This is a genomic window from Clavibacter sp. A6099, from assembly GCF_021919125.1.
GTDB lineage: Bacteria > Actinomycetota > Actinomycetes > Actinomycetales > Microbacteriaceae > Clavibacter > Clavibacter seminis.
In genome coordinates, this window is record NZ_CP083439.1 from 959057 (window position 1) to 977094 (window position 18038).

10 protein-coding genes and 1 other RNA gene are annotated in these 18038 nt (G+C 72.7%); 10 read left to right on the forward strand and 1 reads right to left on the reverse strand.

What is annotated here, in order from left to right:
- Window positions 1–356: 356 nt before the first annotated feature.
- Window positions 357–1010 carry an SDR family oxidoreductase gene (locus KYT88_RS04605; protein WP_043588409.1) on the reverse strand — a complete coding sequence of 218 codons (654 nt, stop codon included), beginning with the start codon at window positions 1008–1010 and terminating at the stop codon, window positions 357–359.
- Between the two features lie 85 nt (window positions 1011–1095).
- Here KYT88_RS04605 and ffs point away from each other — a divergent pair.
- The 10 genes from ffs to KYT88_RS04655 all read left to right on the forward strand — a co-directional run bounded on the left by ffs (window position 1096) and on the right by KYT88_RS04655 (window position 17965).
- Window positions 1096–1192, forward strand: an RNA gene (ffs, locus tag KYT88_RS04610) — signal recognition particle sRNA small type.
- Window positions 1193–1242: 50 nt separating this feature from the next.
- Window positions 1243–3360 carry a phosphate acetyltransferase gene (pta, locus tag KYT88_RS04615; protein WP_043588396.1) on the forward strand — a complete coding sequence of 706 codons (2118 nt, stop codon included), beginning with the start codon at window positions 1243–1245 and terminating at the stop codon, window positions 3358–3360.
- 78 nt (window positions 3361–3438) lie between these two features.
- A complete protein-coding gene (locus KYT88_RS04620; RefSeq protein WP_043588398.1) occupies window positions 3439–4629 on the forward strand; it encodes an acetate/propionate family kinase in 1191 nt (396 codons plus the stop codon).
- 302 nt (window positions 4630–4931) lie between these two features.
- On the forward strand, window positions 4932–10004 hold the full coding sequence (locus KYT88_RS04625) for a choice-of-anchor G family protein (RefSeq protein WP_237583786.1): 5073 nt from the start codon (window positions 4932–4934) through the stop codon (window positions 10002–10004).
- A gap of 168 nt (window positions 10005–10172) precedes the next feature.
- On the forward strand, window positions 10173–11048 hold the full coding sequence (locus KYT88_RS04630; RefSeq protein WP_043584421.1) for a DUF5819 family protein: 876 nt from the start codon (window positions 10173–10175) through the stop codon (window positions 11046–11048).
- Window positions 11045–12292: an HTTM domain-containing protein gene (locus KYT88_RS04635; protein WP_043584423.1), complete on the forward strand. Its 1248-nt coding sequence runs from the start codon at window positions 11045–11047 to the stop codon at window positions 12290–12292. Before KYT88_RS04630 ends, KYT88_RS04635 begins: the two co-directional genes overlap by 4 nt.
- 45 nt (window positions 12293–12337) lie before the next feature.
- Window positions 12338–14827, forward strand: a complete 2490-nt coding sequence (locus KYT88_RS04640; RefSeq protein WP_237583787.1) for a DNA polymerase III subunit gamma and tau — start codon at window positions 12338–12340, stop codon at window positions 14825–14827.
- Between the two features lie 6 nt (window positions 14828–14833).
- Window positions 14834–15433 (forward strand): recombination mediator RecR, encoded by a 600-nt coding sequence (recR, locus tag KYT88_RS04645; protein ID WP_043584426.1) that lies wholly within the window; start codon window positions 14834–14836, stop codon window positions 15431–15433.
- A gap of 109 nt (window positions 15434–15542) precedes the next feature.
- Window positions 15543–16808, forward strand: coding sequence for an aspartate kinase (locus KYT88_RS04650; protein WP_012037587.1), 1266 nt, complete (start codon window positions 15543–15545; stop codon window positions 16806–16808).
- Window positions 16809–16870: 62 nt separating this feature from the next.
- On the forward strand, window positions 16871–17965 hold the full coding sequence (locus tag KYT88_RS04655) for an aspartate-semialdehyde dehydrogenase (protein ID WP_043584427.1): 1095 nt from the start codon (window positions 16871–16873) through the stop codon (window positions 17963–17965).
- Window positions 17966–18038: the final 73 nt, after the last annotated feature.

An 18038-nucleotide genomic window follows, 5' to 3' on the forward strand; every position in this document is an offset into this window, starting at 1 on the left:
GAATGCGGGGTTCCAGCCAGGCGAACCGACGTTTACTGATCGGATGGGTCGCGGAAATAAGTAGTCCGCACTGTGGGGGACACGTTCCGACGCTCCTAACGTCTCTTACATGTCCGGGCATGGGGATGCTCCGGACGGTGCGCTCCGACGCATCATGCGTGCGACGCACGGGACCACGACGGCTTCGGGTGCCGTCGGCCCGACGCGTCGCCCGTGGCACGACCCGGGTGCCTCAGCAGCCCGGAAGCGGATGACGGCCCCCTCCGGGGAGGAGGGGGCCGCCATCCAGGTCGGCGTGGATCGCGCGCGCAGCAGACTCCGCCAGCAGCAGAGGGTGCCGCTAGTAGCGGGTGCCGCTAGTAGCGCAGCCCCGCGATGGCCTCGGCGACGGGCTCCTCGCCCGAGATCGCCTCGAACTGGACGCGGACGCCCGTGCCGTCGATGAGCGCCGTCGCGACGATCTCGGCGACGTCGGCGCGCGGGATGGTGCCGCGGCCTGTGGACGTGCCCACCTGGATCCGGCCGGTGCCCGCGTCGTCGGTGAGGCCGCCGGGGCGGACGATGGTCCAGTCGATGTCGCGGGCGCGGAGGTCGGCGTCCGCCTCGGACTTGGCGCGCTGGTAGATCTCGTAGGTGTCGTCGCTGTCGGGGTCGAAGCCGTCGACGGCCATGGCCGAGATCATGACGTAGCGCGTGACGCCCGCTCTCTCGGCGGCGTCGGCCAGCAGGATGGCGCCGTCGCGGTCGATCGTGAGCTTGCGCTCGGGACCGGAGTCGGGCCCGCCGCCGGCCGCGAAGACCACGGCGTCGGCGCCGCGGAGGGCCTCGGCGACCTGATCCACGTCGCTCTTCTCCAGGTCGAGCACGAGCGCCTCGGCGCCCGCGTCGGCGAGGTCGGACGCGTGGTCCGGGTTGCGGACGATGCCGACGGGCTGGTGGCCCTGGTCGGCGAGGCGTCGTTCGAGCAGTCGGGCGATCTGGCCGTGTCCTCCGGCGATGATGATGCGCATGCCGTCCACGTTACGCCCGGCGCGGTGACCGGCTCCTGGGCGCCGCCGCCCGCCCGACCGGGCTCCCGCGTCGGGTACACTCGGTGTCGGCTCCTCGCGTGGTGCCATCCAGGTGAACTCCCCCAGGGCGGAGACGCAGCAAGGGCAGCCGGGCTCTGGCAGGTGCGCGAGGGGTCTTCTCCTTTTAACACGCGCAGGCTGCCGCGCAGGCGACGCCCATAGGCTTGCGGGCATGGCTCGGAGCATCTACATCACGTCCGCCGAAGGGCACTCGGGCAAGTCGACGGTCGCGCTGGGCGTGCTCGACACCCTCACCCACCAGATCCAGCGCGTGGGCGTGTTCCGTCCCATCGCGCGCTCCATCGAGGAGCCGGACTACGTGCTCCAGGCGCTGCTCGCGCACGACGGCGTGGACCTCGACTACGACGAGTGCGTGGGCGTCACCTACGACGACGTGCACGCGGATCCCGAGGCCGCCCTCTCGCGCATCGTCGAGCGCTACAAGGCCGTCGAGTCGAAGTGCGACGCGGTCGTCATCGTGGGCAGCGACTACACCGACGTCGGCAGCCCCACCGAGCTGTCCTTCAACGCGCGCATCGCCGCGAACCTCGGCGCCCCCGTGCTCCTCGTGCTCACGGGCCGCCGCACGGACGAGACCGGCGGCCGCAGCCCCGACGAGATGCGCCAGATCGCCGACCTCGCCATCCCCGAGCTGGTCACCGCGCACGCGGCCCTGCTCGGCGTCGTCGTCAACCGCGCCGACCCCGAGCGGCTCGACGCCATCACGGCCGCGATCCCCGCCGCCGTCCCCGCGTCACTCCAGGCGCGGGCGCCGCACGTGCCGGTGTGGGCGATCCCGGAGGACGCTTTCCTCGTCGCCCCCACGGTCGCCGAGCTGCTCGACGCGGTCGACGGCACGCTCGTCAAGGGCGACCAGGCGCTCCTCAGCCGCGAGGCGCTCGGCGTGGTCGTCTCCGCCATGTCGATGGAGAACGTGCTCGCGCGCCTCACCGAGGGCGCCATCGTCGTGATCCCCGGCGACCGCAGCGAGGTCCTCCTCGGCGTGCTCACGGCGCACGCCTCGGAGACGTTCCCCACGGTCGCGGGCATCGTGCTGAACGGCGGGTTCGCGCTGTCGCCCACCATCGAGACGCTCATCGCCGGGCTCGACCAGACCCTGCCGATCATCTCCACCGAGCTCGGCACCTACGAGACCGCGAAGCGCATCACGCAGACCCGCGGCCGGCTCTCGCCCGAGTCCACCCGCAAGATGGACACGGCGCTCGCCGCCTTCGAGCAGCACGTCGACACCTCGCGGCTGCTCGAGCTGCTGGACGTCAGCCGCTCCGACGTGGTGACGCCGCTCATGTTCGAGTTCGGTCTCATCGAGCGGGCCAGGACGGCGGGCAAGCGCATCGTGCTGCCCGAGGGCACCGACGACCGCGTACTGCGCGCGGCCGGCACGATCCTCAGCCGCGGCATCGCCGACGTCACGATCCTCGGCGAGGAGATCGAGGTGCGCTCGCGTGCCATCGGCCTCGGCATCGACATCGGCCGCGCGACCGTCCTCAGCCCCTTCGACGCCGTGCTCCGCGAGCGCTTCGCGGAGGAGTACGTGAAGCTCCGCGCGCACAAGGGCATGGTCCTCGACATCGCGCGCGAGACCGTCACCGACGTGTCCTACTTCGGCACGATGATGGTGCAGCTCGGCCTCGCCGACGGCATGGTCTCGGGTGCCGCCCACACGACGGCGCACACCATCCGGCCGGGCTTCGAGATCATCAAGACCACCGAGGGCGTCTCCGTCGTCTCGTCCGTGTTCCTCATGGCGCTCGCCGACCGCGTGCTCGTGTACGGCGACTGCGCCGTGAACCCGGATCCCACGGCCGACCAGCTCGCCGACATCGCCATCTCCTCGGCGGAGACCGCGGCGCAGTTCGGCATCGAGCCGCGCATCGCGATGCTGTCGTACTCGACGGGGGAGTCGGGCGCCGGTGCCGACGTGGAGAAGGTGCGCCAGGCGACGGCGCGCGTGCGGGAGCTGCGGCCGGACCTCGCGGTCGAGGGCCCCATCCAGTACGACGCGGCGGCGGACGCGGCGGTCGCGGCCACGAAGATGCCCGGCTCCGCGGTCGCCGGCCGCGCGACGGTGTTCATCTTCCCGGACCTCAACACGGGCAACAACACCTACAAGGCCGTGCAGCGCTCGGCCGGCGCGGTCGCCATCGGGCCCGTGCTGCAGGGGCTCCGCAAGCCCATCAACGACCTGTCGCGCGGCGCGCTCGTGCAGGACATCGTCAACACCGTCGCCATCACCGCCATTCAGGCCGAGGGGATCGAGGCGGGCTGACCGCCCGCCCGTCCTGTCTCGCGCGTCCCGCCCGTCCGCTTCGCCCCCTCTCGCACCCGCCCCGTCAGGAGAATCCCCGTGCCCGTCGTCCTCGTCGTCAACTCCGGATCGTCGTCGTTCAAGTACCAGCTCATCGAGATGGACACGGAGTCCGTGCTCGCGTCCGGGCTCGTGGAGCGCATCGGCGAGCCGACCGGATCCACGCGTCACAAGGCCGGCGGCGACTCGTGGGAGCGCGAGCTGCCCATCGCCGACCACACCGCCGGCTTCCAGGCGATGCTCGACGCGTTCGCCGAGCACGGGCCGTCGCTCGAGGAGGGGCCGCCCGTCGCGGTCGGGCACCGCGTCGTGCACGGCGGCGACGTGTTCGTCGAGCCGACCGTCGTCACCGACCAGGTCAAGGCCGACATCGACGACCTCTCCGCGCTCGCGCCGCTGCACAACCCGGGCGCCCTGCAGGGGATCGAGGCGGCGCAGACCGCGTTCCCCGACGTCCCGCACGTCGCCGTCTTCGACACCGCGTTCCACCAGACGCTGCCGGCCGAGGCGTACACCTACGCGATCGACCGGGAGCTCGCGGCCGCGCACCGCATCCGCCGCTACGGGTTCCACGGCACGAGCCACAAGTTCGTCTCCGAGGCCGCCGCGCGCCTGCTCGGGAAGCCGCTGGAGGAGACGCGGATCATCGTGCTGCACCTCGGCAACGGCGCGTCGGCCGCGGCCGTGCAGGGCGGGCGGTCCATCGACACGTCCATGGGCCTCACGCCGCTCGAGGGGCTCGTCATGGGGACCCGCTCCGGCGACATCGACCCCGCGATCCTCTTCCACCTCGCCCGCCACACCGACCTCGGCCTCGACGACCTCGAGACGCTGCTCAACCGGCGGAGCGGCCTGCTCGGGCTCACCGGCCTCGGCGACATGCGCGACGTGCAGCGCGCGGCGGCCGACGGCGACGAGGCGGCGCAGACCGCGCTCGGGGTCTACCGGCACCGGATCCGCCACTACGTCGGCGCGTACGCGGCCCAGCTCGGCGGGGTCGACGCGGTCGTGTTCACCGCGGGCGTGGGCGAGAACAACCCGCTCGTGCGCCGCCGCTCGCTCGCGGGCCTCGAGTTCATGGGCATCGGGATCGACGACGACCGCAACGAGCTGATCAGCTCCGAGGCGCGCTTCGTGAGCCCCGAGGGATCGCCCGTGGCGGTGCTCGTGATCCCCACCGACGAGGAGCTCGAGATCGCCCGGCAGTCGCTGGCGGCCACAGGGAACTGACCCGCCGACCCCTCCGCCGGCGCTCCCCGCCGAGACAGCCACGGCCCGTGATCCGACCGGATCGCGGGCCTCGTGCCGTGCTGCCGCGCCGCGCGGATCAGTAGCGCCACTGGGTCGCCTACTGATCCGACCGCGTGGTCCGCGACCGCGTAGACCAGTGCCGCGCAGTGTTGTCCGCCCCGTGAGCGGATGCGAGCCTTCGATGACCGTGGGTGTGGTGGGGGCCGCCCCGCGGGACGCACGGCTGCGCCCCACGAGCGCGGCCGGCCATGCAATCGAGGGGAACGCAGATGGCACTACACATGCCCAGCCGCAGAAGCAGGCTGGCGACCGCGACGGCCTTCGGGCTCGCCGCGGCGATCGTCGCGTTCGGGGGCACCGCGCCCGCGAACGCCGCACCGGGGGACACGGCGGAGGCCGAGGGCCAGCTGCTGACGTTCTCCGGCACCCCGGACCTGTCCGGGCTGGTGGCGCTCTCGGGCGCCTACGCCGGATACGCGCCCGGCGACACCCCGGACCCGCAGGTGGACGCGAGCGACATCGACGCCGACGTCCTGAGCGGCGTGCTCTCCGCGCAGATCGCCGCGGGCGTCCAACTCGGCGACGTGCTCACGCTCGACCAGGCGGTCGCGGGCGGCGCGGCCGACCAGTTCGCCTCGGCGGGCTCGGCCGGCGCGACGGGCTCCGCGGGCGTCCTCACCGACTCCGGGGCCATCGCCGTCAACACGGGCACCGACGACGCCGTGACGCTCGACCTCGCGCCCCTGCTCGCGTCGCGGGGCCTCGCCGGTGTCGCGTCGGACGCGGACATCTCCCTCGGCGCGGTCTCCGCGACCGCGACGGATCCCGGTGACGGCGCGGTCGTCCGGGACTACCGCATCGCCTCCGCGGACGCCACCATCGTCAGCCCGCTCGTCGGCGCGCTCGCCGACGACGTCAACGGCGCCGTGCAGCAGCTCGCGCCGGGAGCGACGGCCCAGGTCGCGCTCTCCGCGGACGTCGACGACATCCTCACCGGCGTCGTCGGCCCCCTCCTCACCGGCGTCGTGGACATCGCGACCCCCTCTGGGAACATCGTCACGACGGTGGACACGGCCGCGGCCGTACGAGCTGTGCTGGCCGAGCCCCTGACGAGCGACGGCGTGACCGTCGACCTCGACGCGGGCACGGTCACGCTTGACATCGCCCAGTACATCCAGGTCACCGAGGGCGCGACCCTCAACGACCTCGACCCGAACACGGAGCTGCTCTCGGCACCCGTGCTCGCCGGCGTGGTCAGCGGCCTCCTCAGCGACGCCCTCCCGGCGGCCGTGCTCGAGGCGACCCTCGACGCGACGCGCGTGGTCGTGAACGTGGACGCGGGCGTCCGCCTGCTCAACGGGCTGGGCGTCGCCGTCCCCGTCGGCACCGTGAGCATCGACATCGACACGACGCTGGCCAACCTCCTCAACCCCACGGGGCCGGGGAACGAGGCGCCGGACATCGACGTCGCGACGACCGTGCTGCTGCTCGACGCCGGTGCGCTCGTGCAGCCGCTCGTGGACCAGCTCCTCCCGTCCATCCGAACGTCGACGGGCAACCTGCTCGAGCTGAGCGACGTCACGGCCGTGACGACCCCGCTCATCGGATCCCTCGCGCCCGCTGTCGACGCTCTCGCGGACGTCGTGCAGCTGACGGCGAACGTGCAGGGTGCGAGCGAGTTCGAGGACCCGGAGGCAGCCGATGCTACTGGGGACGCCGTCTCGGCGCTCCGCATCGCGCTGCTCCCCGTGGTGGGCGGCCCGGTCCTCGACCTGGCCACCGCCCGGGTGCGCGCCGTCGTCCCCGCGGCCGACGACGTGGTGATCCAGGCGCCGGCTGAGGGGCAGCTCGTCCCGCTCCCCGCAGGCGCGACCACCGTGGCGGTCCCCGTCACGGGTATCGCCGACCCCGACGCCACCGTCACGCTCAGCGTCGACGGCGGTACCGAGTCGCAGCCGGTCGACGTCGACGCAGACGGGACGTTCGCCCTCACGACCGCGGCCCTGCCCGCCGGGACCTACACGGCGACGGTGACCCAGACCATCGGCGGCGCGCCCGCGGGATCCGACACCGTGACCTTCGTGGTCGGTGCACCGCTCGCGACGCTCACGATCACGACGCCGACGCCCGGTCAGATCCTCCTGACGACGCCTACCGACCCGACGCTCGACGTGCCCGTGGAGGGCGCGGCGGACCCGCGGGCGGACGTCACGGTGACGATCCCCGGTCAGGCCCCGCAGACCGAGCCGGTCGGGACCGACGGGCTCTACGACGTGGTCTTCCCCGATCTCGGCACCGGCACCTACACGGCGACGGTGACGCAGCAGTTCGGCGGCGTCCAGACGACGGAGACGGTGACCTTCACGGTCGGCGCCCCGGCCGCCGAGATCACCATCACCTCGCCGGACGACGACGACCAGATCCTCAGCACCGGCGCCGTGCCGACGGCCGACGTCCCCGTGACCGGCACCGCCGACCCGCGTGCCAGCGTGACGGTGACGATCCCCGGCCAGGACCCGCAGACCGAGCTCGTCGGTGGGGACGGGATCTACGACGTGGCGTTCGCCGACCTCCCGGTCGGCACCTACACGGCCACCGCGACCCAGACCATCGGCGGCGTCGCCGCGGGGACGGACACGGTGACCTTCTCGGTCGTCGCACCCGCGGTCGACGTGGTCATCGACGCCCCGACCGACGGGCAGGACTTCCAGGTCCCGGCCGGCGGGAACGCGGTGGACGTGACCGTGAACGGCAGCGCGGACCCGCGTGGATCCGTGCTCATCGCGGTGACGGGCCAGACCCCGATCACGCAGGTGGTCGGAACCGACGGGCGCTTCGACGCGACGTTCCCGGGTCTCACGGCGGCGGGCTACACCGTCACCGTGACGCAGACCGTCGCCGGCACCCTCGCGGGCAGCGACACGGCCGACTTCACGGTCTCCGTCGCCGGCGTCGACCAGGTCGTCATCGAGACCCCCGGGGACGGCGACTTCTTCCCGCTGCCCGACGGGGACACCACCGTCACCGTCCCGGTGACGGGCACGGCCGACCCCGATGCGACCGTCACACTGACGGTCGGCGACGAGACGACCGATCCGGCCGAGGTGGACGACGAAGGCGACTTCACGCTGACGACGCCCGCGCTGCCCTCGGGCACGTACACGGGCACCGTCACGCAGACGATCGGCGGCGTCGCCGTCGGCACCGACACCGTGACGTTCACGGTCGGCGTGCCGGTGGTCATCGAGTCGCCGTTCGACTTCCAGACCTTCCCGCTCACCGGCGGGGCCACCACCCGGGACGTGCCCATCTCCGGCACGGCCGACCCCCTGGGGACGGTGACGGTCTCCATCGTGGGGCTCGACCCGATCACCACGGAGGTGGACGAGGACGGGAACTACTCGGTGACGTTCTTCGGCCTGGAGCGCGGCTCCTACGAGGCGATCGCGACGCAGACCATCGGCGGCGCTCCTGCCGGCGACGATACGGTCGAGTTCGACGTCGGCGTGGACGGCGAGGAGGGGGTCGACTCCGACCAGGCCGCCGCGGTCGACGTGGACGGCGGCGTGGACGTCGACGGCGGCGTGGACGCTGACGGTGCTGTGGATGCTGATGGCGCGGTGGACGCTGACGGTGCTGTGGATGCTGATGGCGCGGTTGACGCTGACGGTGCTGTGGATGCTGATGGCGCGGTTGACGCTGACGGTGCTGTGGATGCTGATGGCGCGGTTGACGCTGACGGTGCTGTGGATGCTGATGGCGCGGTTGACGCTGACGGTGCTGTGGATGCTGATGGCGCGGTTGACGCTGACGGTGCTGTGGATGCTGATGGCGCGGTAGACGCCGATGGCGGCGTCGATGCTGACGGCGCCGTAGACGCTGACGGTGACATGGACGCCGATGGTGACATGGACGCCGATGGTGACATGGACGCCGATGGTGACATGGACGCCGATGGTGACATGGATGCCGATGGTGCAGCAGACGTCGACGGTTCCGTTGACGTCGATGGCGGCGTGGATGCTGACGGCGCTGTGGATGTCGATGGCGACTCGGATGCTGACGGCGACGTGGATGCTGATGGTGCCGTGGACGTCGACGGAGCCGTGGATGTCGATGGTGCTGTGGACGCTGACGGCGGCGTGGATGTCGACGGCGCTGTGGATGTCGACGGCACGGATGCGACGGATGCCGCTGGCACCGACGCGACGGATGCCGCTGGCACCGACGCGATGGATGCTGCTGGCGCTGACGCGACGGATGCCGCTGGCACCGATGCAACTGATGCCGCTGGTACCGACGCGGCTGACACCGCCGGTACGGACGCGACAGACGCTGCTGGCACCGATGCGACGGATGCCGCTGGCACCGACGCGACGGATGCTGCTGGCGCGGACGCGACGGATGCCGCTGGTACCGACGCGACCGATGCGGCTGGTACCGACGCGACGGATGCCGCTGGTGCGGACGCGACGGATGCCGCTGGCACCGACGCGACCGATGCCGCTGGCACCGACGCGACGGATGCTGCTGGCGCTGACGCGACGGATGCCGCTGGCACCGACGCGACGGATGCTGCTGGTGCGGACGCGACGGATGCCGCTGGCACCGATGCAACGGATGCCGCTGGCACCGATGCAACGGATGCTGCTGGTGCGGACGCGACGGATGCTGCTGGTACCGACGCGACCGATGCTGCTGGTACCGACGCGACGGATGCTGCTGGCACCGATGCAACGGACGCCGCGGGCACCGACGCGTCGGATGCCGCTGGCACCGACGCGACGGACGCCGCTGGTGCTGACGCGACGGACGCTGCTGGCACGGACGCGGCTGACGCCACGGACGCCGCCGACGCGACCGACGGATCCACCGACGGCAGCGACGCCCCCACCCGGGCGGTCGTCCGCTTCACGGAGATCGTCCGCGGGAGCGGTTCGATGCAGATGGTCGACGCCTCCGGCTTCAACCCCGGTGAGACGCTCAACGCGACGGTGTTCTCCACGCCGAAGCCGCTGACGCCGATGGTCGCGGATGCCGATGGACGTGCGACGTTCATGTTCGAGATCGGTCCGGACTTCGAGCTCGGGGACCACCGGGTCGAGGTCGTCGGGGTCGACTCGGGCATGGCGGAGGAGATGATCACGCGGTTCCGCGTGGTGGGATCCACCGTCCCGGCGGGCGGGCCTGGCACCCCGATCAACGGCGGCGGCTACGGCGGCGGCTACGGCGGCGGGATCCTCCCGGTCACCGGAGGCGACGGCGACGGGATGCTGCTGCTCGGCGGCATCGCGCTCCTGATGATGCTGACCGGCGCCGGTGCTCTGCACCGAGGCCGCAGCCGACGGGCGTGATCCGCTCGAGCTGAGCGCGAGGAGGGCGGGCGGTCCGGCGAGAGCCGGGCCGCCCGCCGGATCCGCTTCCGGGGCCCTCCGCACGACAAGCACGACCCGCGCGACCAGCACGACCAGCACGACCCGCACCACGAAGACCCACCCGACGCACGAGGGGGACGGCTCACGATGACCGACACGACCCACCACGACCCGGACGTCGACGCCGACGTCATCCCCGGCGCAGACGACGACGCCACTCCGTCCACGCCGCCGACCGTCGATCCCTCCCCGCCCGCGGATCCCGCGCCGCCCGGCCTCACGCGCGCCGCCCGCATCGGCACGGCCATCGCGGCATTCGTCGTCGTGGTCTACGTGGCCACCTCGATCCTCATGGTCGTCCCGCAGAGCGGCGCCACCCGCGCGCTCACCGCCGCGGCGCGCCCCTACTTCAGCCAGCAGTGGAACGTGTTCGCCCCCTCGATCCAGAAGACGAACCGCTACCTCGAGATGCAGGCCCAGTGGCGCGACGACTCGGGCGCCCTCGTGAAGAGCGAGTGGGTGGACATCACGCGCGCCGAGTACGAGGCGGGGGACGGGCGGATCCAGTCCTCGCGCACCGTGAAGCAGAGCGCGAACCTGCTCAAGACCTACACGGAGCGCTTCCGCGGGCTCACGCCCGAGCAGCAGGTGATCGTGCAGGACACCTTCATCCGCCGCGCCGACACCGACTCCGGGTTCGCGGCCAAGACGGCCGTCTCCCTGATCGACCAGCTCTCCGCGCTCGACGAGGGGAGCCGAGGCCGCGTGATCGCGATGCTCCGCGCCGACTACGTGCTCAAGGAGTTCACGACCTACTGGTCGACGGCCTGGTTCGGTCGCGACATCGAGCGCGTCCGCTGGCGCGTGGTGACCGAGCGGCCGAACGACTTCGCCCACCGGGCGGACGACCAGCAGCAGTTCGCCCCCTCCACGCGCACCTTCGGGTGGCGCGAGGCCGACGACGTGATCGACCCCCAGGCCCTCAGCGTCTACCAGGGGATCGTGGAGAGGTACGCACGATGAGCGCGAGGACGCACGAGCCCACGTCGACGCCGAAGGCCGCGGCCGCGGGATCCTGGGCGGGTCGAACCCGATCGGCGCGCACCACCCGTGCCATCCCCAGCGCCCGGGCCGTCCGCGCCGTCCCCAGCGCCCGCGCCGCCCGCGTCCGCCGGCTGCTGCAGGACCGGGAGCTCCTCACCGCGCTCCGGAACCCCGCCGGCTGGCCCCGCGGCATCGCGACCTGGATGACCGAGCGCGAGCACGCCACCTACAGCTTCGCGGCGCTCCGCATCACCCTCGGCGCCGTCATCCTGATGGTGCTCGTCACCTGCTTCGCCGACCGCCACTACCTGTGGGGCGTCGGATCCCGCTTCATCGACCCCGAGGCCTCCCGCCGCGGCTGGCTCCCGCTCTTCACGGGCCTCTTCTCGAAGACCGACGCCACGCTCTTCGACATCGCCTACCTCGTGCTCGTGGTGCTCGCCGCCCTGTTCGCGCTCGGCTGGCGCACGCGCATCGTGACCCCGTTCCTCCTCCTCTTCTGGATCGGCCTGTCGACCAACAGCACGCTGCTCACCAACGGCGGTGACACGGTCCTCCGCATCACCCTCTTCTTCGTGCTCTTCGCCGACCTGTCGAGGCACGTGTCGCTGGACGCGGTCCGGCGGCGCCGCGAGCTCGAGGCGGGAGCGCCCCGCCGCTCACCGGGTCGCCACGTCGATGCGGTGCGGTCGCTCGTCGACCGCATCCCGCGGCTCGTGCGCGTGCTCCTGCACAACACGGCGCTGGTGCTCTGCGCGTACCAGATCATGCTCGTGTACGTGAACTCCGCGATCCTCAAGCTGCAGGGGCCGGAGTGGCGCGACGGATCCGCCACCTACTACTCGCTGGTGATAGACGGCTACCGGCCGTGGCCGTGGCTGAGCGACCTGCTCGCCCAGGCCAGCGTCGGCGTGGTGCTCGCGAGCTTCCTCGCGGTCGCGTTCCAGGGCCTGTTCCCGCTGCTCATCCTGTGGCGGCCCACCCGCGTCGTCGCGCTCGTGGTCATCACGGGCATGCACGTGATGATCGGGATCCTGCTCGGCCTCTGGCCCTTCTCGCTCGCGATGATCGCGCTCGACTTCCTCTTCATCCGGGACGCGACGTGGCGCGAGGGGATCGCGCTCGCTCGCCGCGTGCGCGAGGAGGCGCCCGGCCGGCTCCGCGAGCCGCGCGAGCGCCGCTCCTCCCCAGCCGCGCCGGCCGAGGTCCCCGCGGAGAGCTGACCGCCGGCGGCCTGGCGGTCGGGGGTGCCCGGTATCCTCAGGATCGTGGTCACCGCCCTGTATCGCCGTTATCGGCCAGAGAACTTCGCCGAGCTCATCGGCCAGACGCAGGTGACGGATCCGCTGCGCACCGCCCTCCGCACCAACCGCGTCAACCACGCGTACCTGTTCAGCGGCCCGCGCGGCTGCGGCAAGACCACGTCGGCCCGCATCCTCGCGCGCTGCCTCAACTGCGCCGAGGGCCCCACCGACACCCCGTGCGGCGTCTGCCCCAGCTGCGTCGAGCTCAGTCGCGACGGCAGCGGATCCCTCGACGTGGTCGAGATCGACGCCGCGAGCCACAACGGCGTCGACGACGCGCGCGACATCCGCGAGCGCGCGGTCTTCGCCCCGGCGCGCGACCGCTACAAGATCTTCATCCTCGACGAGGCGCACATGGTCACGCCGCAGGGCTTCAACGCGCTGCTGAAGATCGTGGAGGAGCCGCCGGAGCACGTGAAGTTCATCTTCGCCACCACCGAGCCCGACAAGGTCATCGGCACCATCCGCTCCCGCACGCACCACTACCCGTTCCGGCTCGTGCCGCCCGCGCAGATGCTCGACTACGTGGAGCACCTGTCCCGCGAGGAGAGCGTGCAGGTGGCGCCCGGCGTCCTGCCGCTCGTCGTGCGGGCCGGCGGCGGATCGGTGCGCGACACCCTCTCCCTGCTCGACCAGCTCATCGCCGGATCCGAGGATGAGAGCGTCGAGTACGAGCGCGCGGTCGCCCTCCTCGGGTACACGCACGCGGCGCTGCTCGACGAGGTCATCGACGCGGTCGCCCGGCACGACGCGGCCGCCGCGTTCGCGGGGGTGGACCGGGTCATCCAGACCGGCCAGGATCCGCGCCGCTTCGTGGAGGACCTGCTCGAGCGGCTGCGCGACCTCATCATCGTGGGCGCCACATCGGCCGAGGGCGCCGCCGCCGTGCTGCGCGGCACCCCGGAGGACGAGCTCGAGCGCATGCGCGCGCAGGCCGTCGCCTTCGGCGCCGTCGAGCTGTCGCGCGCCGCGGATGTGGTCAACGCCGCCCTCACCGAGATGACCGGCGCGACCTCGCCGCGCCTCCACCTCGAGCTGCTGGTCGCGCGGGTGCTCGTGCCCGCGAGCGACGACACGCACCGCGGGGCCCTCGCGCGGGTCGAGCGCCTCGAGCGCCGGGTCGGCGTGGCCGATGCGGGAGCGGATCCGGCGCCCGCCGCGGTCGCGCCCGTCACGACACCCGCTCCCGCACCCGCAGCGGCTCCGGCTCCCGCTCCCGTGGCCACGCCGGATCCCGTGGCCACGCCGGCACCGGTCGCGGCTCCGGACCCGACACCCGACGCCGAGCCCACGGAGACCGGAACGTCGGCTCCGACAGCATACGCTCCCGTCGAGTCCTCCCCGTCGTCGTCCGGCACGGGCGCTCCGGTCGCGGAGGCACCGTCGGCCCCCGCGCCCGCCGCGCCCGCCGCGCCCGCCGCGCCCGCCGCGCCCGTCGGCCCCGTCACCTTCGAGCAGCTGCGCGACTCCTGGCCGTCCGTCGTCGAGGCGGTCGAGAAGGCCAAGCGCAGCGCCTGGCTCGTCGCCGTAACGGCCACGCCGCGCGCCCTCGCGGGCGACGTGCTCACGCTGTCGTTCGTCAGCGCGAACGACGCGGAGAGGTTCAAGGAGCGCGGCGCTCCGGGACAGGGCGTCAGCGACATCCTGCGCACCGCCATCCTCGACGTGCTCGGCATCCGCGTGAAGTTCATCGCCCGCGTGGAGCCGCACGGGGGCACCGCCGCTTCGACTGGCGCGCCCGCTCCCACCGGCGGCGGATCCGCATCGCCCGCACCCGACGCCTCCCGCCCGACGGCGTCCCCCGCGACGTCGACCGGCACGCGTTCCACGGGCGGGAGCGCCCCGGCGGGGTCCGCCCCGACGAGCCCGACGGCGTCACCCGCGGCGAAGGCACCGCCCGCGAAGACCACCCCGGCCGGCGGCGGCTGGGCCACGGTGGCCATCCCCACATCCGACCCCGGCGCGACCGAGACCCCCGCCGTCCGGGCGCCCGCCTCCCGCCCTGAGCGGTCCGCGCCCGCGGCTCCCGCTGCCCCCGCCGCTCCCGCGGTCCCGCCGACGGCACCGGCCGCCGCACCACGCGCCGCGGCCCCGGGAGCGCCCACCCGCGGATCGTCGGTCGTGCCCGACGCGCACGTCCCCGACTTCGAGGAGCCCGAGCCCGACGAGTTCGGCCCCGCCGAGCCCGGCTGGGCCACCGGCGGTGCCTCTCCGGACTCGGCCCCGCCCGTGGCCCGATCCGTCCCCGCGCAGCAGCAGCAGCCCGCCCCCGCCGCGTCCGGATCCGCTCCACGGCCGGACACGCCCGCCGCCGCCCCGGCCGCGTCTCCGGCCAGCGCGCCCCAGCGCTACGGCGAGTCCGTGGTCCGCGAGCTCCTCCAGGCGACCTTCATCGAGGAGAAGCCCGTCGAGCGCAAGGCCCGCCCCACCATCCGCCCCACAGGTCAGGACTAGCGCCGCATGTACGAGGGAATCGTCCAGGAGCTCATCGACGAGCTCGGCCGCCTGCCGGGCATCGGCCCGAAGTCGGCCCAGCGCATCGCGTTCCACATCCTGCAGACCGAGACGTTCGACGTCTCGCGCCTGGCCGAGGTGCTCACGGTCGTCCGCGACAAGGTCCGCTTCTGCGCCATCTGCGGCAACGTCAGCGAGGAGGAGACCTGCGGCATCTGCCGGGATCCACGCCGCAGCCCCGCCACCATCTGCGTGGTCGAGGAGGCGAAGGACGTCGTCGCCATCGAGCGCACGCGCGAGTTCCGCGGGCTCTACCATGTGCTCGGCGGGGCCATCAGCCCCATCGACGGCGTCGGGCCGGACGACCTCCGCATCCGACAGCTCATGCAGCGCCTCGCCGACGCCACGGTCACCGAGGTCATCATCGCCACGGATCCGAACCTGGAGGGCGAGGCGACCGCCACCTACCTCTCGCGGCTGCTCTCCACCTTCGACATCCGCGTCACGCGCCTCGCCTCCGGCCTCCCCGTCGGCGGCGACCTCGAGTACGCCGACGAGGTCACCCTCGGCCGAGCCTTCGAGGGCCGGCGCCTCGTGGGGGAGTGACGCCGGCGCGCCGCCGCGTCCGCGCCGTCACACGGCGGGCCCACCGGGACCTCCGCCCTAGAATCGTCATCCGGGCCGCCCGCGCCCACCCGAACCCCAGGAGTCGCCCGTGAGCCTCATCGTGCAGAAGTTCGGCGGATCGTCGGTGGCCGATGCCGAGAGCATCAAGCGCGTCGCGAAGCGCATCGTCGCCACGCGCAAGGCCGGCAACGACGTGGTCGTCGCCGTCTCCGCCATGGGCGACTCCACGGACGAGCTGCTCGACCTGGCCCACGAGGTCACCCCCATCCCCGCGCCGCGCGAGCTCGACATGCTCCTCACCGCGGGCGAGCGCATCTCCATGGCCCTGCTCGCCATGGCGATCAAGAGCATGGGCTACGACGCGCGCTCCTTCACGGGCAGCCAGGCCGGCATGATCACCGACGCCCAGCACGGCGCCGCCCGCATCGTGGACGTCACGCCCGGCCGCGTCCGCGACGCGCTCGGCGAGGGAGCCATCGCCATCGTCGCGGGCTTCCAGGGCTTCAACCGCGGCACGGGCGACATCACCACGCTCGGCCGCGGCGGATCCGACACCACGGCCGTCGCGCTCGCCGCGGCCCTCGGCGCCGACGTCTGCGAGATCTACACCGACGTCGACGGCATCTTCACGGCCGACCCGCGCGTCGTGCCCCTCGCCCGCAAGATCGACCGGATCACGAGCGAGGAGATGCTGGAGCTCGCGGCGTCCGGCGCGAAGGTCCTCTACATCCGCGCCGTCGAGTACGCCCGCCGGCACGGAGTCCTGCTGCACGTCCGCTCCTCGTTCACGCACAACGAGGGCACCATCGTCTACAACCCCACGGATGGAGAGAATGTGGAAGAGCCCGTCATCGTCGGCGTCGCCGCCGACCTCAGCGAGGCCAAGGTCACGGTGGTCGGCGTCCCCGACGTCCCGGGCAAGGCCGCGCAGATCTTCACCATCGTCGCCAAGACCGGCGCGAACATCGACATGATCGTGCAGAACGTGTCGGCGGCCGCCACGAGCCTCACCGACATCTCGTTCACGCTGCCGAAGTCGGATGCTCAGCGCGTCCTCACGGTGCTCGCCGCCGAGAAGGACGAGGTCGGCTTCACCGGCTTGCAGCACGACGACCAGATCGGGAAGCTCGCGCTCGTGGGCGCCGGCATGCGCACCAACGCGGGCGTCTCGGCGCAGCTCTTCACGGCGCTGTCCGACGCGGGCATCAACATCGAGATGATCTCCACCAGCGAGATCCGCATCTCGGTCGTCACCCGCGCCGACACCATCGACGAGGCCGTCCGCGTCGTCCACCACGCCTTCGGCCTCGACGCGGATGACGTCGCCGTCGTCCACGCCGGCACCGGCCGCTGAGCCGCACCCGCCCGATCCGCACGTCCGACCCGCACGCCCGCGCACCGCAGGAGGAGCCACCCGTGACCGACACCGCACCCGCCGGATCCACCGCCCCCGCTCAGGACGCCCCCGGCCTCCGTGTCGGCGTCGTCGGCGCCACCGGCCAGGTCGGCGCTGTGATGCGTCGCCTGCTCGAGGAGCGCGCGTTCCCGATCGCGGAGATCCGCTTCTTCGCCTCGGCGCGCTCCGCCGGCACGACGTTGCCGTTCGCCGGACGCGACGTCATCGTGGAGGACGCTGCCACCGCCGATCCCACGGGTCTCGACATCGCGCTCTTCTCCGCGGGCGCCACCACGTCGCGCGCCCAGGCGCCGCGCTTCGCCGAGGCGGGCGTGCTCGTCATCGACAACTCGAGCGCGTGGCGCATGGACCCCGAGGTCCCGCTCGTCGTCTCCGAGGTCAACCCCGAGGCCATCGACGACGCCAGCCGCGGCATCATCGCGAACCCGAACTGCACCACCATGGCCGCGATGCCCGTCCTCAAGGTCCTGCACGAGGAGGCCGGCCTCACCCGCCTGGTGGTGAGCACGTACCAGGCCGTCTCCGGATCCGGCCTCGTCGGCGCCGAGGAGCTCGCGGGCCAGGCCGAGGCCGCCGTCGCCGCGGGTCCCGAGGCGCTCCGCCGCCTCGTCCACGACGGTCGCGCCGTCGAGCTCCCCGCGCCCGCCGTGTACCAGCGCCCCATCGCCTTCGACGTGATCCCGCTCGCCGGCAGCATCGTCGACGACGGCCTCTTCGAGACCGACGAGGAGAAGAAGCTCCGCAACGAGAGCCGCAAGATCCTGGGGCTCCCCGACCTCCTCGTCAGCGGCACGTGCGTGCGCGTGCCCGTATTCACCGGCCACTCGCTTTCGGTCAACGCCGAGTTCGCGTCGCCGCTGAGCGTCGCCCGCGCCGTCGAGCTGCTCTCGAACGCGCCCGGCGTCGAGCTGTCCGACATCCCCACCCCGCTCCAGGCGGCCGGCACCGACCCCAGCTACGTCGGCCGGATCCGCGCCGACGAGGGCGCGCCGGAGGGCCGCGGGCTCGCCCTCTTCATCAGCAACGACAACCTGCGCAAGGGCGCCGCGCTCAACGCCGTGCAGATCGCCGAGGTCGTCGCGGCCCGTCGCTGATCCGTCCCCGGCCGGTGCGCGTGAGGGTTCCCGTACCACTCCTCGCGTCCCCGAGGGGGCCCCGAGGACCGGG

Coding starts and splice junctions, on each gene's coding strand:
- pta (WP_043588396.1), top strand. CDS start 1,243: ATGGCTCGGAGCATCTACATCACGTCCGCCGAAGGGCACTCGGGCAAG.
- KYT88_RS04630 (WP_043584421.1), top strand. CDS start 10,173: ATGACCGACACGACCCACCACGACCCGGACGTCGACGCCGACGTCATC.
- KYT88_RS04625 (WP_237583786.1), top strand. CDS start 4,932: ATGCCCAGCCGCAGAAGCAGGCTGGCGACCGCGACGGCCTTCGGGCTC.
- KYT88_RS04635 (WP_043584423.1), top strand. CDS start 11,045: ATGAGCGCGAGGACGCACGAGCCCACGTCGACGCCGAAGGCCGCGGCC.
- recR (WP_043584426.1), top strand. CDS start 14,834: ATGTACGAGGGAATCGTCCAGGAGCTCATCGACGAGCTCGGCCGCCTG.
- KYT88_RS04605 (WP_043588409.1), bottom strand. CDS start 1,010: ATGCGCATCATCATCGCCGGAGGACACGGCCAGATCGCCCGACTGCTC.